This window comes from Bacillus sp. 103mf, assembly GCF_900116295.1.
GTDB lineage: Bacteria > Bacillota > Bacilli > Bacillales > Bacillaceae_G > Bacillus_A > Bacillus_A bruguierae.
This window is the reverse complement of the sequence record NZ_FPAF01000012.1, coordinates 63911-90021: the sequence shown is the minus strand read 5'-3', so window position 1 is coordinate 90021 and position 26111 is coordinate 63911. Positions and strand designations below refer to the sequence as shown.

Genomic DNA, 26111 nt, shown 5'->3' with positions numbered 1-26111 from the left:
TAAACACTAAATGGTATTTTACCTTTCTTTTCGATGTGATGCAAGTTTTCTTCCTGCAAGAAACAAGTGGCATACAAACATATTTTCACTCAAAATCTACCATAATTTTGGCAGCTTTGTATAAAAGTAATTCATTTTGTCCATTCTAAAAATAAGATATTGATAAAAAGAAAGGGAGATGAATCTATGAAAGTAAGACAAGATGCTTGGACTGAAGAAGATGATTTACTTCTTGCTGAAACCGTTTTACGTCACGTCCGCGAAGGAAGTACACAATTAAATGCCTTTGAAGAAGTTGGTGATAAATTAAATCGCACATCAGCAGCCTGCGGATTTCGCTGGAATGCTGTCGTACGCTATAGTTACGATCAAGCATTACAACTTGCGAAAAAACATCGCAAAGATAAAATGCGTGCAAATGGGGGCGAACCAGCGAAAAAACGCCTTTTATATACACCGCCGATTCCATCTACTGTAACAGTGGATGAAAAGATTAGTATTGATACCCAGCAACCTGTTCAACCTATGCAAACTACGCCAGCAATGCCAACAAATTCTTCCATTGCAATGCATGACGTTATCCGTTTTCTACAAACTCTCGGAACTTCTAATGTAAAAGTATCCGCACTCGAAAGAGAGAATGAGAGATTGAAACAAGACATCGCTGAATATATGAGAAAAAATGCTGAGCTAGAAAAGAAAGTTGAAAAATTAGAACAGCAATCAACAACCGTTCAAGAAGATTACGAGACGCTCATGAAAATTATGAACCGTGCACGTAAACTGGCATTAATGGACGATGAAGAACGTACACAAACATCCTTTCGCATGGATCGAAACGGAAATTTAGAAAAGATTGCAGAATAAAAAGGATGCTATGATAGCATCCTTTTTATTTTGGCTTTTCAACGTATAAATTACCGCCTACTAAAACAAAAAGTGACCTCCACTCGTTTTCGCTCTTTGTTTTAATCCTGGCATGTGGCAGAAAAGGGCCCTGACTGATTCTATGCATAGCCAGTTCCTCTCGCCCTCCTAAAAGAAAAGGGCTTTTATACCCGTTTTTATAAAATCAATCTTTTTTGCTATAATAAATATTGTCATTTTATATATAAGGGGTTAGTTACATGAGCGATTCTCGTTCGATTTTATCTCAATCAGAATGGCGCATTGTTGACCAATCAAGCTTAGGTCCACAATTTCATGCGCTACAGTCTTTCGCAATGGATGATACGTTATGTACCACAGTCGGAAATGGTACATCCGCTGCAACAATGCGATCTTGGGTTCATTACAATACAATTGTCCTTGGCATTCAAGATACACGATTACCTTACTTACAGCAGGGAATTGAATTTCTGAAAAAGAAAGACTTCCATGTTATCGTCCGCAATTCAGGTGGACTTGCTGTTGTATTAGATGAAGGAGTTCTAAACGTCTCACTTCTATTCCAAGAAACAGATAAAGGTATCGATATCGACCTTGGCTATGATACAATGTGGCATTTAATTAAGGAAATGCTAAAAGATTACCATGTTACTATTGAAGCAAAAGAAATCGTTGGCTCCTATTGTCCTGGCAGCTATGACTTAAGTATTAACGATAAAAAATTTGCTGGTATTTCACAACGCCGTATTCGCGGCGGCGTAGCTGTTCAAATTTACTTATGTGCTACAGGAAGCGGCTCCGCACGCGCAGCTCTTGTTCGTGATTTTTATAACCTAGCAATTCAAGATGAAGAAACTAGATTTACGTATCCTGAAATTGTCCCAAGTACAATGGCTTCATTATCTGAACTACTTGGTGAAACAATTACTGTTCAAGATTTAATGATGCGCCTTTTACAAACATTACAGCACTTTGCACCCAAATTAACACCATCACAACTTACAGTAGATGAAGTACCGCTATATGAACATCACTTACAGCGCATGATTGATCGCAATAACAAATCACTTGGGTTAGAAAGTTAAAAATCCCCGCAAATGCGGGGATTTTTTCATAATTATAGTGCTTGTGCTGCTGTAATTAAAGCAAGCTTGTACACTTCTTCTTCGTTACAACCGCGAGATAAATCATTTACTGGCATGTTTAAGCCTTGTAAGATTGGTCCCACTGCTTCGAAGTTACCTAAACGTTGTGCAATTTTGTAGCCAATATTACCAGCTTCTAAGCTTGGGAATACAAATACGTTAGCATCACCTTTAATAACAGAACCTGGTGCTTTCTTTTCTGCTACAGATGGTACGAATGCAGCATCAAATTGGAACTCACCGTCTAATGTTAATTCAGGAGCCATTTCTTTCGCGATGCGAGTTGCTTCTACAACTTTCTCTGTTTCTGGAGATTTCGCAGAACCTTTTGTAGAGAAGCTTAACATTGCAACGCGTGGATCGATGCCGAATAACTCAGCAGTTTTTGCACTTTCAATACCAATTTCAGCTAAATCTTGGCTGTTTGGTGCAATGTTGATTGCGCAATCAGCAAAGACATACTTCTCATCACCGCGTACCATGATAAATACGCCAGAAGTCTTTGTAACGCCTGGTTTTGTTTTAATGATTTGAAGTGCTGGACGAACTGTATCAGCTGTAGAATGCGCTGCACCGCTTACTAAACCGTGTGCCTTACCCATGTATACAAGCATAGTACCGAAATAGTTTTCGTCTTTTAAGATTTCACGAGCAGCTTCTTCTGTTGCTTTTCCTTTACGGCGTTCAACGAAAGATGCTACCATTGCATCCATTTCTTCGTATGTAGCTGGGTCATAAATATCAACACCTGCTAATGTTAAGTTCATACTAGCAGCTTTCGCGCTAATTTCTTCTTGATTACCAACTAAGATTGGTTTTACTAATTCTTCTTTTGCTAAACGCTCTGCAGCGCCTAAAATTCTTTCATCAGTACCTTCAGGAAGTACGATAGAAATGCCTTTACCTTGAACTTTTTCTTTTACTGTTGTAAATAAATCGCTCACCAATAACCCTCCTACGAATTGAAATCCATATTTAAGAATACCGCTTTTTACCTCTATTTTAAACTTATTGCTTCTAAAAAATTGATAAAATAAAAATGATTATATTTTCCCAAAATTCTGCTATGAAATGTGACAATTTTGTGCGCCTGAAACTAAGATACATGCTTTTTCATCTATATATGATATAGTTAACGTGTAAAACTTGACTATTCGAGGTGAATCTAATGAGTGAAGCAGCAAAAACGTTAGATGGTTGGTATTGTTTACATGATTTCCGTTCTATGGACTGGGCAGCATGGAAAACATTATCTAGTGATGAACGTCAGCAAGCAATGTTCGAATTTTTAAACATCGTTGAAAAATGGAATAAAACAGAAGTTGCAAAACAAGGTAGCCATGCCCTATATACAATCGTTGGACAAAAGGCTGATATTATGTTCATGATTTTACGTCCAACAATGGAAGAATTAAATGAAATTGAAGCCGAATTCAATAAAACAACATTAGCGGAGTACATGCTTCCTACATACTCTTACGTATCTGTTGTGGAACTAAGTAATTATCTTCCTGCTGAAGAAGATCCATATCAAAATCCACAAATTCTTGCGCGTCTATACCCAACGTTGCCAAAAGCAAACCACGTTTGTTTCTATCCAATGGACAAACGTCGTCAAGGTGAAGACAACTGGTACATGTTACCGATGGAAGAACGCAAAAAATTAATGTATAGCCACGGAAAAATCGGTCGTCAATATGCAGGAAAAGTACGTCAAATCATTACTGGTTCTGTTGGTTTTGACGATTACGAATGGGGCGTAACATTATTTGCCGATGATGTTCTTCAATTTAAGAAACTTGTATACGAAATGCGCTTTGATGAAGTAAGTGCACGCTACGGTGAATTTGGAACATTCTTCGTTGGAAACATTTTACCAAGCGAAAAAGTCGCAAAATTTTTACACATATAATAGTAAAAAGGGCAAAAATTGCCCTTTTTTTGCTGTTTTACATAATAGGAAACTCTAAAAAAAATAGAAAAATTATCCAAATTGCTTACAAAATTGTAATCTTTCCATATTCAAACTCATGTTAGAATAGTACAGGCTATATGCTAATAACGATGCGAAGGTGATAATTTATTATGAGGAAAATGCTATCTATTTTATTAGGGCTTACACTCATGTTTTCTTTCATAGGAGCAACCCCCTCTTATGCAAAAGAAGATATACATGTCGAAGCCGCTGCTGCTATTCTGTTTGATGCAGATACAGGAAAAATACTACACGAACAAAACCCCGATGAATTACTTGCAATTGCTAGTATGTCAAAACTCATGGTTGTGTACTCCGTTTTAGAAGCCATTAAAGAAGGAAAAATCACTTGGGATACAAAAGTAAATATCTCTGATTATGCTTACGAGATTTCCCGTAACAACGAATTTTCCAATGTTCCATTTGAAAAAGGACGACAATATACAGTTAGAGAATTATATCATTCTATTCTTGTCTCCTCAGCAAACGGGTCAAGCGTTGCACTTGCCGAACTTCTCGCTGGAAGTGAAAAGAATTTCTTAAATCTCGCAAATGAACACGCAAAAAGACTAGGGTTAAAGAAATATAAATTTGTAAATGCTACAGGATTAAATAATGCTGATTTAAAAGGAAAGCATCCGGAAGGAACAGATCCGAACGGTGAAAACTCTTTATCAGCTAGAGACATGGCAATCTTATCTAGAACAATTATCACAAAATATCCAGAAATATTGGAGGATACAAAACAAAGATTCAGAAACTTCCCAGATAATCATCCGCGCCCAATTCGTATGGAAAACTGGAACTGGATGTTACCAGGCGCTGCATTTGCGTATGAAGGAACAGACGGCTTAAAAACAGGAAGTTCTGATACAGCTGGATATTGCTTTACCATTACAGCCAAACGCGGTGATTTACGCCTAATCTCCGTTATTATTAAAACAAAATCAATGGATGAGCGTTTCATAGAATCCCGTGCATTAATGGATTACGGTTTCAAAAACTTTGAAAAACAGAAATTGAAAATAGATACAAATAATACAATTCCTGTCGTAAAAGGAAAAGAAGATACTGTAGCTGTGACACCTGAAAAAGAGATAACGGTAGTCACAAAAAAAGGAAGTAAACCACCTTACAAAATTTCCTATGAAGCAAACAAATCAATCTCCGAAGACGGAAACTTAGTTGCACCTGTGAAAAAGAATGCCAAAGTAGGCTCACTTGTTTTAGAATCTACTGATCAATATGGTTTCCTTGATGGAAATAAACAAACTAAATTCGATGTAAAAACAACACAGGAAGTAGAACAAGCAAATTGGTTCGTATTAACAATGCGATCCATTGGAGATTTCTTCTCTAATATGTGGTCAAAATTATTCGGATAATAAAGAGCTAGCAGATTTGCTAGCTTTTTATTATCCAATTCCCTCTCAGAATAATCCTTACCTCTTGTGAGTAGTGATATAAATCCATTTTAATTTTTCAACATATAAGTCCCTGCTATGCAGCAAGAAAATGTCCGCTACTTGCTTTCGCCCTTTGTTTTAAACGTTGCATGTGGCAGGAAAAGGCCCTGACCGCCTCTATGCATGGCCAGATGCTCTCGCCCCCTAAAAAAAGGGGGTTTTATTTCAATTTTTCAACTAATATCTATAGAGATACATATTAAAACATGGTTTGGTTGTCATATCTGCCCCTTTTTTTTCATACCTATGAATTAGTAATTATTCTACACTTTCTTTTCTCTAGCGGAGTAATAAGAGAGGTGAAACAGATGGGTGTTATTGCATATACAGAAGAACACGTAAAACTACTCGCAAGATTAATGCGGGCAGAGGCAGAAGGAGAAGGACCTAAAGGAATGCTTCTGGTTGGAAATGTCGGCGTCAATCGCGTAAGAGGGAATTGCCTGGACTTTAAAAAAATTCGAAACCTTCGTCAAATGGTATTTCAAAGTCCTGGTGGATTTGAGGCTACGCAAAAAGGTTACTTCTATCAGCGTGCCCGTGAAAGTGATATCGCTATGGCAAGACGTACGATTCAAGGTGAACGCTTCTGGCCCGCTAATTTTTCTTTATGGTTTTTCCGACCAGTAGGTGATTGTCCACCAACTTGGTTTAATCAAGAAATTTCTGGCCGTTTTAAAAACCATTGCTTTTTCCAGCCAAGTGGTGAAGACTGTCCAGGTGTGTATTAGCGAACTGAAAAGAGGAGGGATTTCGTATGGCACAGCAACAAAACCCATACTATGGAGGAGGATTTTACCAGCCATCTGGCGGATATATGCAACCGCAGCCGGGACAACAAGGGCAGCAAATGCCGACGCAGCAAGCTACGCAAGCACAACTTGCTGCTTCTCAAGGGATGCTTCCACTTGAGCAATCATATATTGAAAATATCCTTCGTTTAAACAAAGGAAAACCAGCAACTCTATTTATGACATATGAGCGCGGCAGCACACTTGGTACACAATCCTATACAGGCATCATTGAGGCTGCAGGACGCGATCACGTCATTATAAGTGATCCTAAGTCTGGAAAGCGTTATTTACTGCTTATGATTTATCTTGATTATGTAGAATTTCCAGGAGAGATCATCTACTTCCCAACACAACAACCAGCAACTTACCCTCCAAGATGATAAGAAAAAGCTGGCAAATGCCAGCTTTTGTTTTATTTTTATCCAGCCCAAACAGCTGGTAAGAGGTTAGACAAGGAAGTAAAGTACAAACCATCTGTAAGGGCCCGATTGGTTCAACTAACCTCTTGGGAAGAAAAACGTTTCCCAAGAAGAAGTTTCACTTTATAAACCTTTTACAATCGCAGTTCCCAGTAAAATCCAGCCTACAATAAACGCTACGCCGCCAAGCGGAGTAATTGGTCCAAAAAATTTTATACCAGTTGTACTTAATGCATATAAGCTTCCGGAAAACATAATAATACCTGCTACCATACACCAGCCTGCTGCGCTTACAAGAGAAGATTGAATCTTATCCATTAATAAAGCAACAATAAATAATCCACCTGCATGAAACATTTGATATGTAACACCTGTTTTCCATACATCTAACATTTTTGCTGAGATTTTCCCTTCAAGTCCATGTGCTCCAAATGCACCAAGTACAACAGATAATGCTGCCGTAATACAACCCAATAAGAAGAAAATTTTCATTAGAATTCCCCTTTTTACTTTTATAATAAAAAATTTCCACACACAATCCAACTATTTAGCATCTAAAAATCCAAGAGAGAGTTTCCGTTTGCATCATCTTCTTTCACATATACAGGCTCTCCTGAAAATGAAGCAATTGGTTGGACAGGCATTTGCGGCGCTATAACATGTGCTTGTAATTTTGGTTCAACATATACAGAAGCTTCTGTCTGTTCTTCAAGTAATAGATCACATAATGCACGAACAACTAAAAGATGTTCTTTTGCTTTATGTGATTCACTCCCTTTCGCTTTTGCAATTTCACTTGCCATTTTATTTAAAATCTTATCGCTAGATATTTGCATATTTTCTCACCTCATGTATTGTAATTCTTTCTCAAATTGCTCCAACTTCTCTACTGGACCAAATACTATTATCATATCACGTTCTGCTAGTTTTTCCGCATTGCCTGAAATAAAGTGAAACTTCCATCAGTGGAGAGTTTTTTCATCTCTCTTCTATAATCACAAACCTGTTTTATCCAATAATCACCATAAAATACATACATATAATTGCAATAATTAATTGTTTACGTGCACTCATGATATTCTTTCATTTCTTTTCTCTATGTTCAATTTTTGCCACAACAAATCAAATACATATATACTAGAAATGGAATACAAGAAAGAGGTTGATATATGATGAAAACATTTCTTTCTGCCCTGCAATGGGCATTATTTATTTTGGCCGGCAGCCTAATCGTTCCAATTAGTGTCGCCGCTAACTACGGACTGGAAGGCGCAGAAGCAATCGCATTCGTCCAACGAACATTATTTGTTCTTGGATTTGCAGGTATTTTACAAGCTTTCTTTGGTCACCGCTTGCCAATTCAAGAAGGACCTGCAGGACTTTGGTGGGGCATCTTTTCCTTGTATGCAAGCTTAGGCGTTGTATTATTTGGTTCAAACAGTGAAACGCTTCGTGTACTGCAATATTCCTTCTTATTAAGTGGTATTATTTGCATTCTTCTTAGTACATTTGGACTTATTGATAAACTTGTCCGCTATTTTACACCCACTGTTATTGGAACCTACTTATTTTTACTCGTCGCACAGCTAAGTGGATCATTTTTAAAAGGCATGTTTGGGCTTAACGAACAGCATACAGCTGTTCAAGGGAAAGTCTTTATTCTTTCTCTTATCATTATTGTTTTATCTTTCTTTATCATGAAACTACCTATTATCGGTCAATATTCTGTACTATGCAGTATTGTAGTTGGGTGGGTTTTATTTGCATGTTTCGGTCTATCAAACCCAATTACACCTGTAACAGATATTATCCGCATACCATCTATCTTTGTATTTGGCACACCTCGCTTAGAATGGAATATGGTTATTACTATTTTCTTCGTTACGTTATTACTACTAACTAATATGTTAGCAAGTATTCGCGTTGTTCAACAAGTAGTTTCGAAATACGAAGACGTTGCACCGCAAAATCGATTTAAACAAGCTGGAATGATAACTGGTATTAATCAGCTCCTTGGCGGTCTATTTTCAGCAATTGGGCCTGTTGCTATTTCTGGATCAGCCGGCTTTATTGCGACAACGAGCATTTACAAACGATTACCGTTTATTCTTGGTTCGTCCTTTATTATTCTTATGAGCCTATTTCCAAAGGTTACTTCATTCATTGCAGCAATTCCAGTAGCAGTTGGCTATGCAGCTATTTATCCGGTATTTGCAAGTATGATTGGGTTAGCTTTTCGAGAATATGAAACTGTGAAAGATAAAGAACGCTTATTCAAAGTTGCGGGCCTCGCTCTCTTTACCGGAATTGGCGTCATGTTCATCCCATCAGGAGCCTTTTCTTCACTGCCGCCATTCCTTGCATCCTTCTTAAGCAACGGCCTTGTACTTGGCTCTGTAATGGCGATTATACTAGAAATATTATTCTCTCGTTCACCAGACAGACAAGCAGGGTAAAGTGAAAATTTCCTCAACGAACGGATTTCTCGTTGAGGATTAGTTGAACCAATCGGGTCCTTACAGACGGTTTGCTTCTCGCTCCTTTGCTTAACCTCTTACCGACTGTTTGGGCGGGATAAGGCGAAACTTTCATAAGTAGTAATTTTTTCCTATTTATGGAAGTTTAACTAATCGACACAAAACGTAAACAAAATTGGCAAACTTCAAGCGTTGCAGTCTATTTTAAGAATTGTTACGATAATAGAAACATATATATCCATTTTAATTTTTCGACATATAAATCGCTGCTACGCAGAATATAACATGACCTGTACTCGATTCCTCCTTTTGTTTTTTAAACCTAGCATGTGGCAGGAAAAGGCCATGACCATTTCTATGCGTGGCTAAATGCTCTCGTCTCCCTAAAAAGAAGGGGGGTTATGTCGTTTTTTAACTTGCTTATATGTAGAATCGATTCCATCTTCGGAGAGGTTCGATGTCTTACGATTTATTTCATATTATAAATTCATAGTAAGGAAGGATTAACCAAATGTCTTATAAAATGATTGTACTAGATTTAGATGATACATTACTTCGCGATGATCATACGATTTCACCGCGTACAAAAGAAGCCCTAATGAACGCCCAAGAGCACGGTGTAAAAGTTGTTCTAGCTTCTGGCCGTCCAACATTTGCGATGTGGCCAATTGCAAAAGAACTGAAGTTAGAAGAATACGGCAGCTTCATTTTATCGTTTAACGGCGCAAAAATCATTAATTGTAAAACAAAAGAAGAATTATTTAGCAGCACATTATCACCTGAAATTGTTCATAATTTATATAAAACAAGTCAAAACGAAGATGTTTGGATTCATACGTACATTGGCGATGATATTGTGACAGAGGAGAATAATGAATATACAGAAGTTGAAGGTCATATTACAGGTATGCCAATTATAGAGGTTAATAATTTTGTAAGTGCAGTGAAAGAACCTGTTGTAAAAGTATTAATGATGAAGGCACCTGAACGTCTTGCAGAAGTTGAAAAGAAATTGCAACAAGAATTTGAAGGACAACTAAGTGTTATGCGTTCTAAGCCATTCTTCTTAGAATTCACAGAATATGGTGTAACAAAAGGAACAAGCTTACACCAACTCATCCAAAAACTTGGTATTACACGCGAAGAAGTAATTGCGATGGGCGATAGTTATAATGACCAGGCTATGATTGAATTTGCCGGCCTTGGCGTTGCAATGGGCAATGCACCTGATGATATTAAAGCAATTGCGAATCATGTAACAGATACAAACATGAATGATGGTGTTGCAAAAGTCGTAGAACAATTTGTTTTGAACAGCGAAGTACTGGTATAGAACAATTTTTACATTGAAGAGAACAATCATTCATAAAATCGCGCCCGAGTCAAATACTTAGGCGCGATTTATTTTTTATATGTATCAGCTTGTGAAGATATTTTGAACTTTGCACTATTACCATAGTGTAAAGTTCATTTTTGATTATAATGAAATAAACTAGGCTATTTTATTTACAAAAGGAATACAAATTTATCATATACAAGCTTACATAATTAAGGAGGCCATTTTATGTTATCAACACCGATTGGACGTTTAAGAGTCATTGGATTACTTGAAGGGATTTCTTTTCTAATCCTTCTATTCATTGCAATGCCGCTGAAGTATTTTGCAGGCTTTTCAAAAGCCGTTACTGTAGCAGGTATGGCACACGGTGTCCTGTTTATACTATTCATCTTCGCTGTTATTCAAGTAACTATGATTCATAATAAGTCAAAGTCATGGGCGTTTGGTGCGCTTGTTGCATCTGTTATTCCATTTGGTACGTTCGTACTAGATGCAAAATTAAAACAAGAAGAGAATAAATAAAAAACAGACCGCTACACCTGTAGTGGTCTGTTTTTGCATACAATTCATAGATTCGGAATTTGCCAATCAATCTCCTGTTTTCCATTATTCGCTAAGAAATGATTTATTTTTGAAAATGGTTTGCTGCCAAAGAATCCTCGGCGTGCTGATAATGGACTTGGATGAACAGATTCAATAATATGATGATTAGGATTTGTAATAAGCTTCTTCTTCGCCTGTGCAGGACGCCCCCATAATACAAAGATAACTGGTTTTTCCCGTTCATTTAACAACTCAATAATACGATCCGTGAAAACTTCCCACCCTTTTCCTTTGTGAGAATTAGCCTCTCCTTGACGCACCGTTAATACAGTATTTAATAAAAGAACACCTTGCTCTGCCCATTTTACTAAATAACCGTTATTCGGAATTGGATAGCCAAGATCATCCTGCAGCTCTTTGTACATATTTTGCAATGACGGCGGCGTGCGTACACCAGGTTGCACCGAAAAACTTAAACCATGCGCTTGATTTGGTCCATGATATGGATCCTGTCCTAAAATAAGTACCTTTGTATCTTGATAGCCTGTATAACGCAAAGCATTAAAAACATCTTCCTGCTTTGGATACACAACATGTGTATGATACTCTTCTTTTAAAAATGATTGTAATTGTTGATAATATGGTTTTTCAAATTCAGGTGCTAATAGTGGTGCCCAATCATTCTTTAGTAATTGTTCCATTCTTTCACTTCCTATCGTATTAATTCACCATGTCTTGTTTTGTAAATACTGCAAAAGCAATAATGAGTGATACAGCTGCCCATATCGTGAGATTCATTAACGAAAAACTCATCGACAATCCTTGCAGCGCTGGTAACTGTCCTGATAAATAATCCGTTAACGATAAATTGACACTAAAAATATATTTTGCACCTTCCCAGGACGTTGCAAAATTATTTAAGATACCTCCAGCAATTAACGCTGCCAGCATAATTCCCATACCAGCTGGTGTATTGCGAATCAGTACTGAAACCATAAATGAGATTGTGCCAACAACAATTGCTACAAACCAAGCAAGTCCGTAAGCCATAACAATGTATTGCCACTGCGGAATAAGATGAACAAAACTTGTGTTTAACGTCTCTTTCTCCGTAATAAACCCTGTCAACACCGGCAAATTCCACCCAGCATAACCAAATACAATGCCTGATAACACATAGGAAAGAACAGAGGCAAGCAACAAAATAAATGAAATAAACAGCACCATCGTCACATATTTACTTAAAAGAATTTTCCAGCGCCGAATCGGCCGAGTAAGAAGCATTTTCATCGTGCCATCGCTCCGCTCTCCCGATACAATATCAATGGCTACAATCATGATAAGGAGCGGGATAAATAACGTAATTCCTTGTTCAATAAACATACGTACAAATGTCGGGGCTCCTGGCGCACTTGGATTAATATTGTGATCTAAATAATATTGTTGCTGCTGCACTCTTATCTTTAACCACGATTTCCATTCTTCGGGAAGACGCGAATTATTTAAACGGTTTTGTGAATCAACGATTTGCTGCTGTAAGGATACCTTCCAATCACTCGTACCAAGACGCTTTACAGTCGTCTGTACTTCTCGGTACTGTGCATAAACAAAAATCGGAATTAAAATCGCCAAAATGAGCATGACTACTACAATACGTTTCTTTCGATATATTTTCTCCGCCTCATTATAGACGAGGTTCGCAAATTCACTCATGTTGCTCCCCCTTTGTCAGTTCCATAAACAAATCTTCCAATGTAAATACAACTTGTTTTACACTATGAACGTCTACAGCGTGCTCAACTAACTGCTTATTATAAAAACTTACACGTTCTTGACTCATGCGGCATAATAGTCGTCCTTCTTCTACGACAAGTTCTGTCACTTCACCCGACTCTTCAAGCAACGCTTTCGCTTTATCAAGCGGCGTCACAACCCACTCCACGCGGTCGCTTGCTTGTTTCACTAACTCTTCAACTCTTGCTACCGTAATTACTTTTCCTTTATTAATAATCGCCACGCGGTCACAAATCATTTGTACTTCACTTAATAAATGGCTGGAAATAAATACGCTCATGTTTTCTTCCTTCACAAGTGTATGCACAAATTCACGAAGTTCTCGAATGCCAGCCGGATCAAGACCATTTGTCGGCTCATCTAATATAAGGAGTTTCGGACTGCCAAGAAGAGCTTGTGCAATCCCAAGACGTTGCTTCATCCCAAGTGAATATGTTTTCACTTTATCGTGAATGCGTTCATCAAGATGTACCATTTTGACAATTTCCATAATCCGCTCATCGGAAATTCCCCCTAACATACGGGCAAATTGCTTTAAATTTTCAAATCCCGTTAAGTATGTATACAATTCAGGGTTTTCAACAATGCTTCCAATTTGTCGCATCGCACCGCGAAAATTTTCTTTTATGTCATAACCACCAATTGAAATACTTCCCTCTGTTGCTGTAATGAGACCAACAAGCATCCGAATCGTCGTTGTCTTCCCTGCTCCATTTGGTCCTAAAAATCCAAATACTTCTCCTTGCTGTATATCAAATGATACATCTTCAACGAGCGTTTTTTTCTTAATAACCTTCTTTAAATTCCGGACAGATAGGACCATCGTCATTTTTTCTCACCTCCAGCTAGTTCTAACTGACTAACAACGTTTTGTAATAAACGATCTGCTATCAATGTATAGCCAGTTTCATTCGGGTGGAAGTGATCAGAATATAATAAATCCTTACCGCGATTTTGGAACATATCAAACGTTGGAACAACGTATACATTTGCATAACTAAGCGCAAGCTTTTCTAATGATCCGTTCCAATCGACAACAATTGGAGACGAGCCTTTTAACTCTTCTACATCTTCAAATGGATTATACAAGCCAATCCAAAAAATCGGACTGTTTGGATTTAAACTCCTTAATTGTTCCAAAATTTTCTTTGCATTAGCTTGAAATGTTGCGGTATCAGGACGATATGTCGTTAAATCTAAGTTTCCAAGTGATTCCCATCCTGGAAATAAATCATTTCCGCCAATTGTCAAAACAAGCACATCAGCTTGCTTAATTGCATACCCGGCACCGCTGCTTTCCATTTGTTTTAATAAATCTGGCATTTTCGCACCGCTCACCGCCAAGTTTGTGAGCGCTACCTTTTGTTTGTATTTTGTTTGCAGTTCATTCTTCATCCGTCCAATATATCCAATACCTTCTTTATCTCCAACACCACGTGTTAACGAATCACCTAAACTAACAACTTGCAATGTTTCCTTTTGTTGTTTCCCTTTAGCTTCTTTTTGCACGGTAGGAGTTAGCTTAGAAGTTTTCGGATTTAAAACATCACTCACACTAGTAATAAATCCGTATGCAAATAAACAAAAAGATGCTAGTGCAACGAATAAAATAACTTTCACAAATTTCGGTCTCATGCTACCCCCCCTTATAGATTGACCATATTATACCAAACGGAAATTTGAAAAGCGATTTTCATTCTCTTATGACAAAAGCACAATCATTTTAATTAAGATTGTGCTTTTCGTTTATGTTGTCAGTCTTTCCGTTAACTTCGCAAATAACTCAATTCGTTTTACTTCTGCTTCTCTATTCATAATTTGGTCGTGCAAAATTGTAAATGCACCTGCACCAACTTCCACGCTTGAATGAGCAATGGTTGTAATATCTAATATTTCTGCAACCTGCTGATCATCGCACCCAATAATTGTGAGATCCTCTGGAATGGAAAGACCGCTTTTTTGAGCAGCTGTTACAATCCCAGCTGCAATATGATTACAAGACACAAGAAGAGCTGTTAAACGCTCTTTCATACGAAGTAATGATTGAACAATCCGAGCCCCATCTTCTACTGTAAAACAGTCTACAAATTGCCACTCTTCTCGCGGCGTAACGTAAATAGATGATAAGGCATCTGCGTAAGCTCTTTTTCGATTTTGGCTATTAAAACTATCACTTCGTCCAATGCAGTAACCGATTTGTGTATGTCCCTTTTCTATTAAATACTCCATTCCTAAAGCAAACGTTTTGTAGTGATCAATATGAATACTAGAAATTGTATTGGATATCGTATCTTCACACGTCACAACCGGGCCAAATGTTGCGTACTTTTCAATCTCCTCACAAGCATTTATTTTCGAACATATAATAACCCCGTCCAATTTTTTCATCTTTAACATATTCAAAACTTCTATCTCTTTATCAGTGTTATAACCCGTTTGACAGAGCATCATATTGTAATTATGCTTTGCAGCCTCTCTTGAAATACCTTCTATAATGGCGCTGTAATACTGATTATTGACGAACGGGAGAAGCACACCAATCGCATTGGTTCTTCCACGTACTAAATGAATCGCATTTGAATTTTGCGTGTAATTTAACTTTTCAATAATGGCTAATATCTCTTTTCGTTTCTGTTCATTTACATAAGGATGATTATTTAAAACGCGAGAAACAGTAGAAATCGAAACCCCTGCCATTTCTGCGATTTTTTTTATATTTGACATCATAACACCTCCTTCTCCCATATTACCGCATACAAAAAAATTTAGAAATGCCCCTTGACCTGGTAAGCTTTCCACATTATATCCTGTGCTAGCAGACTATATATCCATTTTAAATTTTCGACATATAAGTCGCGGCTATGCAGAATATAACATGACCGCTACTTGCTTTCTCCTTTTGTTTTAAACCTTGCATGTGGCAGGAAAAGGCCTTGACCGTTTCTATGCGCAGCCAGATACTCTCGTCCACCTAAAAAGAAAGGGGTTTTTATGTCGTTTTTTAACTTGTAAATATAAATAAGAAAGGATTGATATTTTATTATGACCTTAAAATTAGAGCATATCTTTTTCATAGGTGGATTACTATTACTTTCTCTCGGAATCAATATGATGACAACCATTACTTCATTTGGCCTTAGCCCATATGATTCCCTTTTCATTGCTTTATATCAAAACTTTGGTTTAAGCATCGGCTCTTGGATGTTTATTATTAATTTGATTTTTACTCTTATCGTACTGTGTATGAATCGAAAGCGTATTACAATTGGGACAATCGTGACGATGGTGCTAATCTCTGTTTTTGTTGATATGATTGGCTCAGTTACAGTTATAATGGATGGCATTCGAGCTCTTCCAAAGTATATAACACTCATATGCGGAAATGTATCTGTCGGCGCAGGTATTGGTATCTATGTTTCATCACAGCTTGGGACTGCACCGCAAGAAGCATTTGTATTAACAATCTCGGAAAAAACAAAATGGTCCTTTCAAAAAACTGAAATTTCTCTAGCTTGTTTATTTCTAACTGCTAGTTTCATGCTAAATGGTCCTATTTATTTCGGCACCATTATTCTCTCTTTTACAACTGGCTGGCTCATTCAAACATTTATTCAAGTTGGTACAAAAGCATTACAAAGTTGTCGTACGCAAGAAGCCCATTGAAAGTTATATACTTTCAATGGGCTTTTGTTGTTCATATATAATATGAACCCCTTCGTTCACAACTTGAAGCTTTTCTACTACGCAATGGCTGAAAATCGATTGCAGCCATACCCTTACTTCTTCAGCACTTCCTTTTTTCACATAACAAAGCACAGTTGGCCCAGCGCCGCTTAAAGAAACACCATATAAATTTTCATGTTCTAATTCTTGAAGCTTTTGCAGTTCTGGTACGAGCTCTTTCCGGTATGGTTCATGAAACATATCCTGTTTCATCATTTCACCCGCAAGCACCCAGTCCTCTTTACATAAAGCCGCTACAAGTACATTGGCAACACCGCTGCCGCGAATGCCATCCATATACTGTAACGTCCTCGGAAGCACGTCCCTCGAATGAACTGTTTTTAGTTCATATGAAGGAATAACCGCTACAAGTTCTATATCATAAATAGGTTGTGACAAAAATGAAATATCTTTTCCATCATATGTTCCTATCATAAGTCCGCCATATAATGCTGCTCCAACATTATCGATATGTCCTTCGATTTCCGTTGCAATCAATAGCTTTTCTCTTCTAGATAAACGTAATTCACAAAGCTGATTCGCAAGTTCAATCCCCGCAATAATTGCCGAGGCACTACTTCCAAGTCCGCGCGCTAATGGAATATCACTGTCTAGATGAAGATGACAATAAGGAAGTTCCTTATTATAACGAACAGCTGCCTGGCGCGCTGTGTGAATGAGTAAATTCTTCTCATCTTTTGGAATCCCTTGAAGAATCGTTGTTTTTGCCGTACACTCCCAGCTAGAATGTGAACATACATCTACCGTTAAATATTTACTTACCGCAAGACCAATTGAATCAAAGCCTGGCCCAAGATTTGCTGTACTAGCTGGCACACGAATTGTAAACATAGGAGCCGCCTTCATCGAAGGACAGCTCCTTGAATATGCTCAAACACACTCTTTTCATCATTTGGCAACACAAGTGGCTGAATTTTTTTCGTATCAATTGCAATGTTAGGGTCCTTTAAACCATTTCCTGTTAAAACAGCAACAATGCTACTTCCTGTTGTTATTTCTCCTGTTTGTACTTGCTTGTAAATTCCAGCAAGCGATGCACAAGAAGCAGGCTCCGCAAAAATTCCTTCATACTTAGCAAGCCATTCATATGCCTGAAGAATTTCTGCATCTGTTACCTCATCAATTTTCCCATTTGAGTCATGTGCAGCAGCGACGGCTTTATCCCAGCTTGCCGGATTCCCAATACGTATTGCAGTAGCAACTGTCTCCGGCTTCTCAATTTTATATCCACGCACAATCGCCGCCGATCCTTCCGCTTCGAAACCTCGCATTTCTGGTAATCCTGTTCCATGCTTATCGTTATATTCTATAAAACCTTTCCAATACGCTGTAATATTCCCCGCATTTCCAACTGGAATGGCTAAAATATCAGGCGCTTTTCCAAGTGCATCACAAACTTCAAATGCTGCTGTTTTTTGTCCTTCAATGCGATATGGATTCACTGAATTCACTAGGATAATCGGCGCTGCGTCGCTAAGCTTTCGTACCATCTGTAAGGCATGATCAAAGTTCCCATCAATACTAATAATTTCAGCCCCGTACATGACTGCCTGCGCTAACTTGCCGTAAGCGATTTTTCCATTTGGAATCATAACAATGCAAGATAAACCTGCGCGCGCTGCATAAGCAGCTGCCGACGCAGATGTATTTCCTGTTGAAGCGCAAATAACCGTTTTGCTGCCAGCTTCCTTTGCTTTTGCTACAGCCATAACCATCCCGCGATCTTTAAAAGAACCCGTCGGGTTTGCACCTTCTACTTTCGCGTAAACAGAAACACCCCATTTTTCTGAAAGGTTCTCTAATAAAATCAGTGGTGTATTTCCTTCTGATAGTGAAAGCGACGGTGTTTGCTCAGTAATCGGTAAGTATTCTTTATAAGCAGCAAGTAATCCGTTCCACATTAGCGAGCATCTCCTTCAATACGGTAGTTTGCTTTCACACAATCTACTTCTTCATACGTCTCTAGTGTTTCTAGAATGTACGTATAATCTGCAAGGGATGCACGGTGTGTAACAATAACAATCTCAGCTGCTCCTTTCTTTTGTAATGGCATTTGAATAATCTTTTCAAAGCTTACGCCGCGTTCAGAGAATAGCGATGTAATTTTCGCAAACACCCCTACTTCATCCTTTACATGCAGGCGTAGAAACTTCTTCACGTAAATTTCGTCTTCTGCTTTTAATACTTTCTCATATTGCGGGGTTACTGCACTATTTCCTGTTACACCAAGGCGTACATTTTTCATAACCGCTACTAAATCAGATACAACAGCTGTTGCTGTTGGCAAACTTCCCGCACCTGGTCCGTAAAACATTGTTTCTCCTACCGCTTCACCATATACATATACTGCATTATATTCGTTTTGAACAGCTGCAAGCGGGTGTGTATTTGGTAACAATGTTGGTTCTACCGTTACCTCTAATTTTTCACCATCACGCTTAGCTACACCGATTAACTTAATTGTATAGCCTAGACTCTTACTATACGTAATGTCCTCCTCCGTAATAGATGTAATTCCTTTTACATTCACATCATGAAGTTCTACATTCGTAGAAAATCCAAGTGTCGCTAAGATTGTCATCTTTCGTGCCGCATCTAAACCTTCAACATCCGATGTTGGATCTGCTTCTGCAAATCCAAGCTGCTGCGCTTCATTTAACACGTCGTCATACGCTCTCCCTTCGTCAGACATTTTTGTCAAAATAAAATTTGTTGTTCCGTTCACAATGCCCATCATTTTCGTAATCCGATCAGAAGAAAGGCCCTCCACAATGCTTCGTAGAATTGGAATACCACCGGCTACACTTGCTTCATAAAACAAATCTGCTTGATTTTCTTTTGCTACAGTAAGAAGTTCTGCACCGTGAAGTGCCATTAAATCTTTATTTGCTGTGACAATGTGCTTACCGTTTTGCAGGGATTGTAAAATATATGCTTTTGCATCTTCTATACCGCCCATCACTTCAATCACAACATCAACATCTGGATTATTTATAATTTCATTGGGATTTTTCGTTAATAATGTAGGGGTTACTTGGACCTCTCGTTCTTTTTCTAAATTTTGTACTAATACTTTTGCCACTTTGACAGGACAACCGATTTGGTGCGCTAAACGATCTTGATGATCTTCAATAATGCGCACCACGCCGCTTCCTACAGTTCCAAGACCTAATAGGCCGACTTGAATTTCGTTCATAGTACTGTCCACCCCTCTAAAAATTGTATTTAGGTGCCATTATATAAGGTAAAATCGCAAAAAACAATGTATTTAGAACATTCTGAATAATAAAGATTGTTCTTTACAAAGAAAACGTTACCAAGTGTTATGCACATCTTCCTTTACAAAATATACGGGGTTTCCTGATACACATAGTAATTCAACCAATTTGAGAATAGTAAATTTCCATGGCTACGCCACTTTACTACTGGTTTTTCTAGAGGATCGTCATGTTTAAAATAGTTTTTGGGAATAGGAATATCCAGTCCTCTTTGCTGATCACGCTCGTATTCTTGCTTTAATGTCTCACAGCTGTATTCACTATGACCAAGAACAAAAATATGCTTTCCATCTTTATTCATAACGATATGCACACCGGCTTCTTCAGATGTCGCTAACAAATCAAGCTCCTCTACTTTTTGAATATCAGATGCACGGACTTCTGTATAACGAGAATGCGGTGCAAAAAAGCTTTCATCAAAACCGCGTAATAATTTCACATGCTCCTGCTGCACTTCATGCTCAAATACCCCAAACATCTTTTGCTCTAGCAAATATTTCGGAACGCCGTAGTGATAATACAATCCAGCTTGTGCCCCCCAGCAAATATGAAGCGTTGATGTAACATGTGTCTTCGAATAAGCCATAATTTTCTCCAGTTCTTCCCAATAATCTATCTCTTCGAAAGGAAGTGTTTCAACCGGAGCACCCGTAATGATGAGCCCGTCAAATTTTTCTCCTTCAATATCATGAAATGTCTTATAAAAGCTTGTTAAATGCTCCTGAGTTACATTTCTTGATGTATGGGACCCCATATGAAGTAAATGGACATCGAGTTGAAGCGGTGTATTTCCAATTAAACGAAGCAAATGCGTTTCTGTTTCTTGTTTTGTTGGCATTAAATTTAAAATAGCAATCTTCAAGGCACGAATATCTTGCGTTTCTGCTCGCTCTTTCGTCATCACAAAAATATTTTCATTTTGTAATACTTTACGAGTTGGTAAATCTTTATCAATGATGATCGGCATACTGTTTTCCTCCAGAAAGTGCTGCTTTTAAATCAGCAATAATATCCGCCGCATCTTCAATACCAACCGATAATCGAATTAAATCAGGCGTTACACCTGCTAAACACTGCTGCTCTTCTGTAAGCTGACGATGCGTTGTGCTTGCAGGGTGAATGACACAAGTTCTTACATCTGCAACATGCGTCACCAATGTGGCAAGCTTCACATCTTTAATAAACTGTTTAGCAGATTCAAGACCTCCTTTTACTCCAAATGTCAAAACACCACTCGCACCTTTCGGTAAATATTTTTGCGCCAATGCATAATTTTCATTATTTTGAAGTCCAGGATAATTGACCCAATCAACGCGCTCATGCTGCGATAACCACTGTGCAACAGCTAATGCATTGTGACTATGACGCTCCATACGAAGATGCAACGTTTCTAAGCCAATATTGCTCATGTACGCATTGAATGGGCTCATACAATTTCCATAGTCTCTTAATAACTGTACACGAGCTTTCACAATGTATGCTGCTTGCCCGAACTTTTTCACATAGCTCACACCATGATAGCTCGGATCTGGTTCAACAAATTCAGGAAATTTACTCCAATCGAAATTTCCTCCATCAATGACAATGCCGCCAAGTGAGCTTGCATGACCATCAATATATTTCGTTGTAGAATGAACAACAATGTTTGCACCATGTTCAAATGCATGACATAAATACGGTGTCGCTAACGTATTATCCACAATAAACGGTATTCCAAGCTCTTTTGCCGCATCAGAAAACTCTTTAAAATTCAGTACATTCATCGCAGGATTTCCAAGCGATTCCGCATACACAAGCTTTGTTTTCTCATTTGCGAGGGCAACAATTTCATCAGCAGATAAGTTTGGATTAAAGAACGTAACCTCAATCCCAAGCTTCTTAAGACTAACTGCAAATAAATTAAATGTACCACCATATACTGTTGATGAGCAGAGCAAATGATCGCCGCTGTTACAAATATTTAATACCGCTAGCATAATCGCAGCTTGCCCTGATGCGGTTGCAACCGCACCAACACCGCCCTCTAACTCTGTCAACTTCTGCTCAAATGCCGCAAGTGTCGGGTTGCCGATACGCGTATAAATATATCCTTCTGCCTCCAAATTAAAGAGAGCCGCTAAATCGTCAGAAGTGTCGTATTTATACGTCGTACTTTGATAAAGCGGCAAAACACGCGGTTCACCATTTTTCGGCGTATAGCCACCTTGCACGCAAATCGTTCCTTTTCCCCATGATTCTCCCATTTCCCAAACCCCTTTCTTTTATATAAAATAAAAAACTGCTTCTTTCCTAAATAAGAAAGAAGCAGCTTAGATAAACGCTCGCCATGTAGCCTTTCTTATCTTTCAGGAAATACCTGCAGGATTTGGCACAATTCCGATTTACGGCTGTTGCCAAGGTTTCATAGGGCCCGTTCCCTCCACCTATTCTTGATAAGACTTATGCAATTACCGATGATTTTATAGAAACTATTTCCTCATGTCAATATATTTTTCTGAATATTTCTAAAGTATTTCATTAACTATTTCATTCCCTCTACCGCTGAACTTTACCAAATAAAGAATATTCTGTAAAATTAAAAGTATGAATGATAACTCATTCATAAACCAATAGGAGGCGATAGCTACATGAAAGTCGGAGAAATTTTAACTTTTGAAAAATCATTTACGAGAGAGGATGTAGAGCTATTTAGTAAAATTTCTGGTGATGCTGGTGAACATCATGTTGTTCCAGATGAACATGGACGCGTAATGGTACAAGGATTACTCGTTGCAACATTACCTACAAAAATTGGCGGCGATTTAAATTTTATTGCAAGAGATGTGGAGCTTACTTTCTTACGCCCAGTCTTTACCGGAGATACTGTTCGATGTGAAGTCACACTTATTCATCATGAAAAACAAGCAGATCGAATAATTGCTGTTTCAAAGGCAGAATGCTTTAATCAAAATGGTAAAAAAGTGTTGGAAGGATCCTTCCAAGGGATTATTCGTCAATAATTTGAACTACCCCCACTTATCGGCCAATGCCTCTTGAAGTGGGGGATTTTTCATTCCTTACTGATTAAAAAAACCGCCCAATCAGGCCTTTGACTTCCCCGCCTATCTTCTTTAGAAAAGTAGAAGTGGCTCGTCCAGAATGTGAGGGGGATGGAGCTTCTGACGTAGAGGTGTATTTTACCTCGTAGGAAGAAGCGAAGCCACCGAATATTCTAGCCACTGGAACTGGACAATACTTTCTCTCTGAATCTTGAGGTGGAGGTCTTACTGCCCACAAATAGCGGGATAAATTTGAAAAAATACAGGAAATGTTCTATTTAAAGACCAAAAATACATTTAAAAAACCTTACTTACTATGTAAAATGAAAGAGTTATATTTAATTCATTAAGGTAACCTTGAAAATGCTATTTTTCACAACGCTACTTATACAAATGTTGCCACATCACTTATTATAAAGTGATATTTTTTCTTTATGGGGATTAAAAACCTAACTTAATAACTATGTTGCTGCACTCCTGCACATTTTTCATTTGAATTTCAAATAAAATTCATATAAATCCTTTAATATTAAACACTATAAGTAATTCTCTATCTTTTATATAAATTACTCTTCAGTAAGTCTTTTTACAAAAATGTAAAAAAGAGCTGTCATAACATATATAAGCATAATTATTCTCGTATCAGAATCTCTAAATTTTTCATAACAAGAATGTAACATAAAGGAGGCATAAAAATGACTATTAGAAGAGGCATGCATTCTTTACTTATCATGTACGGTATGTTTCTAGGTTCTATAGTTGGTGCTACAGTCTGGTTATTTTTAGTTACCACAAATGCTGGAATTCACTTTATTTGGGGATATTTACCCAAAGAATTTTCATTACCACCTTATTATACAATTTGTATAACAATGATTGGCGGTGTTCTTGTCGGACTGTCACAGAAATACTTCGGTACATACCCGCGTTTAATGCCAGAAGTAATGGGCGAATATAAAAAAACAGGTAGAATTGAGTATAATTTTGTACATAAATCTACGTTAACAGCTATTATTGTTTTAATATTTGGTGCAAGCTTAGGACCGGAAGCAGCACTTGTTGGAATTATCGGTGGACTTTGTACTTGGGTTGGAGATCGTTTTCATTTCGCTTTAAAAGGAATGAAGGGATTAACTGAAATTGGAATTGGTGCTACTTTAAGTGTTATTTTTAATGCGCCATTATTCGGTTATTTAGCTCCGAGTGAAAATGAGAATAAACCAATTGACGAAATTTCCAAAGGAAAAAAAACTATTGTATATCTCGCTACTACTTTTGCTGGTTTTTCTGTTTATTTATTACTTAGTAAGTTTGATAATCGAGGATCTTTTATTGTTGATTTTGGGAAAGGGTCTTTTTCACTTCAGGAATGGATTGCCTTTTTACCTCTGATTTGTATAGGAGCTGGCGTAGGCTATTTTTATTTCAAGATAGAATATATATTTGAAAAAATCGTTCATCCTTTTCAAGAATATAAAGTCATATTGGGAATTATAGGTGGCATTCTTTTAGGGATTGCTGGAACTTTACTACCCTATACAATGTTTTCAGGAGAACATCAATTAAAAGACTTAGTCCATGAATGGACAGCATTATCATTTTGGATGCTGCTTCTTTCAGGAGTTTTAAAATTATGTGTAACGGCAGTCTGTTTAAGTACAGGTTGGCGTGGTGGACATATTTTTCCGATTATATTTGCTGGTGCAAGTATTGGATATGCTGTGGCTACTGTCATACCGTTAGACCCAGTTGCTTCTGTAGCTATTGTGACAACAGCCATTTCAAGCTATGCAGTACGAAAACCAATCGCTATTACATTATTATTACTTATGTTCTTCCCAATTAATTTATTGTTACCAATGATTGGAGCTGCAATGATTGGTAATCTTTTTCCACTTCCTAATCATAATGAGAATAAACAAGAGGAGATGGAACAAAAATAAAGTGAAACTTCCATCAGTGGAGAGTTTTTTCATCTCCCACTGATGGAAAGCCCGCCCAATCGGGCTTTTACGGGCAGTAAGAAAATAAACAAGCAGTACTACCGCTATAAAAGCGTTGGTACTGCTTGTTTTGTTAATTAAAACATATTTAACTACTTTCTTTTTTCGCTTTGTACTTCCTCATAACATTGATATAATAATTAAAAATGTAGTTTTCATTCTATCACCCGAGGGGGCTTTCACAATGTCATTAAATAAAGCACTTACAATTGCTGGATCGGATACGAGCGGCGGCGCTGGTATGCAAGCAGACTTAAAAACATTCCAAGAGCTTGGTGTATACGGTATGACAGCTCTTACAACAATCGTAACAATGGACCCGCATAACGGTTGGGCACATAACGTGTTCCCAATTCCTGCGTCTACATTAAAACCACAATTAGAAACAACAATTGAAGGCGTTGGCGTTGATGCATTAAAAACAGGTATGCTTGGCTCTGTTGAAATTATTGAACTTGTTGCTGAAACAATTGAGAAGCATAATCTACAAAACGTAGTAGTAGACCCAGTTATGGTATGCAAGGGCGCAGATGAAGCACTTCATCCAGAAACAAATGACTGCTTACGTGACAAACTCGTTCCAAAAGCTTTAATTGTAACACCAAACTTATTTGAAGCGTATCAACTGAGTGGCGTCAAAATTAGCTCACTTGAAGATATGAAGCAAGCTGCTGAAAAAATCCATGCTTTAGGGACAAAATATGTACTTATTAAAGGCGGTAGCAAGCTAGGAACAGAAAAAGCAATTGATTTATTATACGATGGAGAAACATTTGATATTTTAGAATCTGAAAAAATTGAAACAACATATACGCATGGCGCAGGTTGTACATATGCTGCTGCAATTACAGCAGAGCTAGCTAAAGGAAAATCTGTAAAAGAAGCAGTTCAAGTAGCAAAAGAATTTATTACGGCTGCTATTCTTCATTCTTTCAAATTAAATGAATATGTAGGGCCAACACATCACGGTGCATATCGTAAATTTGGCGCTGGAAAAGAACTTGTATAAAAAATAAAGTCGCCATACGTGGTGACTTTATTTTTTATGAATGACTCTTTTAATAAAATATCGTTTAAGAGTTGACCCCCCAACAAAAATAAAGGAAAGAATAATCGTTGTATGAATAAATAGTTCGTCTCTCTATATAAGTTAAAAAAACGACCTAAAAACCCCTTTCTTTTTAGGGGAGGACGAGTTGCATAGAAGC

General features: G+C 37.7%; 26 protein-coding genes, 1 pseudogene and 1 riboswitch. Of the genes and pseudogenes, 13 read left to right on the top strand and 14 right to left on the bottom strand.

Features of this window, described 5'->3' with window-relative positions; all coding sequences use genetic code 11:
* The first annotated feature begins 186 nt into the window (after window positions 1-186).
* Together BM350_RS20425 and BM350_RS20420 are read left to right on the top strand one after the other, a co-directional pair.
* Complete coding sequence (locus BM350_RS20425) at window positions 187-867, top strand: RsfA family transcriptional regulator (RefSeq protein ID WP_090916176.1); 681 nt, start codon at window positions 187-189, stop codon at window positions 865-867.
* A gap of 260 nt (window positions 868-1127) precedes the next feature.
* Complete coding sequence (locus tag BM350_RS20420) at window positions 1128-1973, top strand: octanoyl-[GcvH]:protein N-octanoyltransferase (protein ID WP_090916178.1); 846 nt, start codon at window positions 1128-1130, stop codon at window positions 1971-1973.
* A gap of 32 nt (window positions 1974-2005) precedes the next feature.
* On the opposite strand, the gene pta is transcribed toward BM350_RS20420, so the two are convergent.
* A complete protein-coding gene (gene pta, locus BM350_RS20415; protein ID WP_090916180.1) occupies window positions 2006-2977 on the bottom strand; it encodes a phosphate acetyltransferase in 972 nt (323 codons plus the stop codon).
* 224 nt (window positions 2978-3201) lie between these two features.
* Between pta and hemQ the strand changes: the two genes are divergently transcribed.
* From hemQ to gerQ, 4 genes are all read left to right on the top strand, one after another.
* Window positions 3202-3945: a hydrogen peroxide-dependent heme synthase gene (gene hemQ, locus BM350_RS20410; protein WP_090916182.1), complete on the top strand. Its 744-nt coding sequence runs from the start codon at window positions 3202-3204 to the stop codon at window positions 3943-3945.
* Between the two features lie 173 nt (window positions 3946-4118).
* Window positions 4119-5393 (top strand): serine hydrolase, encoded by a 1275-nt coding sequence (locus BM350_RS20405; protein ID WP_090916184.1) that lies wholly within the window; start codon window positions 4119-4121, stop codon window positions 5391-5393.
* A gap of 389 nt (window positions 5394-5782) precedes the next feature.
* Window positions 5783-6205, top strand: coding sequence for a cell wall hydrolase (locus BM350_RS20400; protein WP_090916186.1), 423 nt, complete (start codon window positions 5783-5785; stop codon window positions 6203-6205).
* A 26-nt stretch (window positions 6206-6231) separates the two neighbouring features.
* Window positions 6232-6648, top strand: coding sequence for a spore coat protein GerQ (gerQ, locus tag BM350_RS20395; RefSeq protein WP_090916188.1), 417 nt, complete (start codon window positions 6232-6234; stop codon window positions 6646-6648).
* Between the two features lie 162 nt (window positions 6649-6810).
* Here the strand turns inward: gerQ and BM350_RS20390 are convergent, their stop codons facing one another.
* The 3 genes and pseudogenes from BM350_RS20390 to BM350_RS26470 form a co-directional block, all read right to left on the bottom strand.
* Complete coding sequence (locus tag BM350_RS20390; RefSeq protein WP_090916190.1) at window positions 6811-7179, bottom strand: DUF423 domain-containing protein; 369 nt, start codon at window positions 7177-7179, stop codon at window positions 6811-6813.
* A gap of 62 nt (window positions 7180-7241) precedes the next feature.
* Window positions 7242-7523 (bottom strand): YwdI family protein, encoded by a 282-nt coding sequence (locus BM350_RS20385; RefSeq protein ID WP_090916192.1) that lies wholly within the window; start codon window positions 7521-7523, stop codon window positions 7242-7244.
* A gap of 6 nt (window positions 7524-7529) precedes the next feature.
* A pseudogene (locus BM350_RS26470) lies at window positions 7530-7619 on the bottom strand (TrkA family potassium uptake protein); the annotation flags it as partial.
* 240 nt (window positions 7620-7859) lie between these two features.
* On the opposite strand from BM350_RS26470, the gene BM350_RS20380 reads away from it, so the two are divergent.
* The 3 genes from BM350_RS20380 (at window position 7860) to BM350_RS20370 (ending at window position 11025) form a co-directional block, all read left to right on the top strand.
* Entirely contained in the window at window positions 7860-9143 is a 1284-nt protein-coding gene (locus BM350_RS20380) for a purine/pyrimidine permease (RefSeq protein WP_090916332.1), read from the top strand.
* Between the two features lie 532 nt (window positions 9144-9675).
* A complete protein-coding gene (locus BM350_RS20375; RefSeq protein ID WP_090916194.1) occupies window positions 9676-10497 on the top strand; it encodes a Cof-type HAD-IIB family hydrolase in 822 nt (273 codons plus the stop codon).
* A 231-nt stretch (window positions 10498-10728) separates the two neighbouring features.
* Window positions 10729-11025, top strand: coding sequence for a DUF3817 domain-containing protein (locus tag BM350_RS20370; RefSeq protein ID WP_090916196.1), 297 nt, complete (start codon window positions 10729-10731; stop codon window positions 11023-11025).
* Between the two features lie 44 nt (window positions 11026-11069).
* Here the strand turns inward: BM350_RS20370 and BM350_RS20365 are convergent, their stop codons facing one another.
* The 5 genes from BM350_RS20365 to BM350_RS20345 form a co-directional block, all read right to left on the bottom strand.
* Window positions 11070-11747: a uracil-DNA glycosylase gene (locus BM350_RS20365; protein WP_090916198.1), complete on the bottom strand. Its 678-nt coding sequence runs from the start codon at window positions 11745-11747 to the stop codon at window positions 11070-11072.
* Window positions 11748-11766: 19 nt separating this feature from the next.
* Entirely contained in the window at window positions 11767-12759 is a 993-nt protein-coding gene (locus tag BM350_RS20360; RefSeq protein ID WP_090916199.1) for an ABC transporter permease, read from the bottom strand.
* Entirely contained in the window at window positions 12752-13669 is a 918-nt protein-coding gene (locus BM350_RS20355) for an ABC transporter ATP-binding protein (RefSeq protein WP_090916201.1), read from the bottom strand. Before BM350_RS20355 ends, BM350_RS20360 begins: the two co-directional genes overlap by 8 nt.
* Window positions 13666-14475: an SGNH/GDSL hydrolase family protein gene (locus BM350_RS20350; protein WP_090916203.1), complete on the bottom strand. Its 810-nt coding sequence runs from the start codon at window positions 14473-14475 to the stop codon at window positions 13666-13668. The genes BM350_RS20355 and BM350_RS20350 overlap by 4 nt, the downstream gene beginning before the upstream one ends.
* 111 nt (window positions 14476-14586) lie before the next feature.
* Window positions 14587-15564: a LacI family DNA-binding transcriptional regulator gene (locus BM350_RS20345; protein WP_090916205.1), complete on the bottom strand. Its 978-nt coding sequence runs from the start codon at window positions 15562-15564 to the stop codon at window positions 14587-14589.
* 315 nt (window positions 15565-15879) lie between these two features.
* On the opposite strand from BM350_RS20345, the gene BM350_RS20335 reads away from it, so the two are divergent.
* Complete coding sequence (locus BM350_RS20335) at window positions 15880-16503, top strand: YczE/YyaS/YitT family protein (protein WP_090916209.1); 624 nt, start codon at window positions 15880-15882, stop codon at window positions 16501-16503.
* 3 nt (window positions 16504-16506) lie between these two features.
* Here the strand turns inward: BM350_RS20335 and thrB are convergent, their stop codons facing one another.
* The 5 genes from thrB to BM350_RS20310 form a co-directional block, all read right to left on the bottom strand.
* Entirely contained in the window at window positions 16507-17430 is a 924-nt protein-coding gene (thrB, locus tag BM350_RS20330; RefSeq protein WP_090916211.1) for a homoserine kinase, read from the bottom strand.
* The gene (gene thrC, locus BM350_RS20325) at window positions 17427-18485 is read right to left on the bottom strand and encodes a threonine synthase (RefSeq protein ID WP_090916213.1); all 1059 of its coding nucleotides are present in this window, start codon (window positions 18483-18485) and stop codon (window positions 17427-17429) included. Before thrC ends, thrB begins: the two co-directional genes overlap by 4 nt.
* The gene (locus BM350_RS20320; RefSeq protein WP_090916215.1) at window positions 18485-19780 is read right to left on the bottom strand and encodes a homoserine dehydrogenase; all 1296 of its coding nucleotides are present in this window, start codon (window positions 19778-19780) and stop codon (window positions 18485-18487) included. Before BM350_RS20320 ends, thrC begins: the two co-directional genes overlap by 1 nt.
* A 143-nt stretch (window positions 19781-19923) precedes the next feature.
* The gene (gene metA, locus BM350_RS20315; protein ID WP_090916217.1) at window positions 19924-20829 is read right to left on the bottom strand and encodes a homoserine O-acetyltransferase MetA; all 906 of its coding nucleotides are present in this window, start codon (window positions 20827-20829) and stop codon (window positions 19924-19926) included.
* Window positions 20813-22105: a bifunctional O-acetylhomoserine aminocarboxypropyltransferase/cysteine synthase gene (locus tag BM350_RS20310; protein ID WP_090916219.1), complete on the bottom strand. Its 1293-nt coding sequence runs from the start codon at window positions 22103-22105 to the stop codon at window positions 20813-20815. The genes metA and BM350_RS20310 overlap by 17 nt, the downstream gene beginning before the upstream one ends.
* Window positions 22106-22197: 92 nt before the next feature.
* A riboswitch (SAM riboswitch) is annotated at window positions 22198-22301 on the bottom strand.
* A gap of 188 nt (window positions 22302-22489) precedes the next feature.
* On the opposite strand from BM350_RS20310, the gene BM350_RS20305 reads away from it, so the two are divergent.
* The 3 genes from BM350_RS20305 to pdxK all read left to right on the top strand — a co-directional run bounded on the left by BM350_RS20305 (window position 22490) and on the right by pdxK (window position 25912).
* Entirely contained in the window at window positions 22490-22861 is a 372-nt protein-coding gene (locus BM350_RS20305) for a hotdog family protein (protein WP_090916221.1), read from the top strand.
* A gap of 734 nt (window positions 22862-23595) precedes the next feature.
* Window positions 23596-24843 (top strand): chloride channel protein, encoded by a 1248-nt coding sequence (locus BM350_RS20295; protein WP_090916225.1) that lies wholly within the window; start codon window positions 23596-23598, stop codon window positions 24841-24843.
* 244 nt (window positions 24844-25087) lie between these two features.
* Window positions 25088-25912: a pyridoxine/pyridoxal/pyridoxamine kinase gene (pdxK, locus tag BM350_RS20290; protein WP_090916226.1), complete on the top strand. Its 825-nt coding sequence runs from the start codon at window positions 25088-25090 to the stop codon at window positions 25910-25912.
* The last annotated feature ends 199 nt before the right edge of the window (window positions 25913-26111 follow it).

Excerpts from the sequence above, each read along its gene's own strand:
- BM350_RS20375 (WP_090916194.1), top strand. The coding sequence starts at position 9,676 with ATGTCTTATAAAATGATTGTACTAGATTTAGATGATACATTACTTCGC.
- BM350_RS20425 (WP_090916176.1), top strand. The coding sequence starts at position 187 with ATGAAAGTAAGACAAGATGCTTGGACTGAAGAAGATGATTTACTTCTT.
- BM350_RS20385 (WP_090916192.1), bottom strand. The coding sequence starts at position 7,523 with ATGCAAATATCTAGCGATAAGATTTTAAATAAAATGGCAAGTGAAATT.
- metA (WP_090916217.1), bottom strand. The coding sequence starts at position 20,829 with ATGCCGATCATCATTGATAAAGATTTACCAACTCGTAAAGTATTACAA.
- BM350_RS20295 (WP_090916225.1), top strand. The coding sequence starts at position 23,596 with ATGACTATTAGAAGAGGCATGCATTCTTTACTTATCATGTACGGTATG.
- thrC (WP_090916213.1), bottom strand. The coding sequence starts at position 18,485 with ATGTGGAACGGATTACTTGCTGCTTATAAAGAATACTTACCGATTACT.
- BM350_RS20420 (WP_090916178.1), top strand. The coding sequence starts at position 1,128 with ATGAGCGATTCTCGTTCGATTTTATCTCAATCAGAATGGCGCATTGTT.
- pdxK (WP_090916226.1), top strand. The coding sequence starts at position 25,088 with ATGTCATTAAATAAAGCACTTACAATTGCTGGATCGGATACGAGCGGC.
- BM350_RS20405 (WP_090916184.1), top strand. The coding sequence starts at position 4,119 with ATGAGGAAAATGCTATCTATTTTATTAGGGCTTACACTCATGTTTTCT.
- BM350_RS20320 (WP_090916215.1), bottom strand. The coding sequence starts at position 19,780 with ATGAACGAAATTCAAGTCGGCCTATTAGGTCTTGGAACTGTAGGAAGC.
- BM350_RS20370 (WP_090916196.1), top strand. The coding sequence starts at position 10,729 with ATGTTATCAACACCGATTGGACGTTTAAGAGTCATTGGATTACTTGAA.
- BM350_RS20310 (WP_090916219.1), bottom strand. The coding sequence starts at position 22,105 with ATGGGAGAATCATGGGGAAAAGGAACGATTTGCGTGCAAGGTGGCTAT.
- BM350_RS20400 (WP_090916186.1), top strand. The coding sequence starts at position 5,783 with ATGGGTGTTATTGCATATACAGAAGAACACGTAAAACTACTCGCAAGA.
- gerQ (WP_090916188.1), top strand. The coding sequence starts at position 6,232 with ATGGCACAGCAACAAAACCCATACTATGGAGGAGGATTTTACCAGCCA.
- hemQ (WP_090916182.1), top strand. The coding sequence starts at position 3,202 with ATGAGTGAAGCAGCAAAAACGTTAGATGGTTGGTATTGTTTACATGAT.
- BM350_RS20380 (WP_090916332.1), top strand. The coding sequence starts at position 7,860 with ATGAAAACATTTCTTTCTGCCCTGCAATGGGCATTATTTATTTTGGCC.
- BM350_RS20365 (WP_090916198.1), bottom strand. The coding sequence starts at position 11,747 with ATGGAACAATTACTAAAGAATGATTGGGCACCACTATTAGCACCTGAA.
- BM350_RS20360 (WP_090916199.1), bottom strand. The coding sequence starts at position 12,759 with ATGAGTGAATTTGCGAACCTCGTCTATAATGAGGCGGAGAAAATATAT.
- BM350_RS20305 (WP_090916221.1), top strand. The coding sequence starts at position 22,490 with ATGAAAGTCGGAGAAATTTTAACTTTTGAAAAATCATTTACGAGAGAG.
- thrB (WP_090916211.1), bottom strand. The coding sequence starts at position 17,430 with ATGAAGGCGGCTCCTATGTTTACAATTCGTGTGCCAGCTAGTACAGCA.
- BM350_RS20390 (WP_090916190.1), bottom strand. The coding sequence starts at position 7,179 with ATGAAAATTTTCTTCTTATTGGGTTGTATTACGGCAGCATTATCTGTT.
- BM350_RS20355 (WP_090916201.1), bottom strand. The coding sequence starts at position 13,669 with ATGACGATGGTCCTATCTGTCCGGAATTTAAAGAAGGTTATTAAGAAA.
- BM350_RS20350 (WP_090916203.1), bottom strand. The coding sequence starts at position 14,475 with ATGAGACCGAAATTTGTGAAAGTTATTTTATTCGTTGCACTAGCATCT.
- BM350_RS20345 (WP_090916205.1), bottom strand. The coding sequence starts at position 15,564 with ATGTCAAATATAAAAAAAATCGCAGAAATGGCAGGGGTTTCGATTTCT.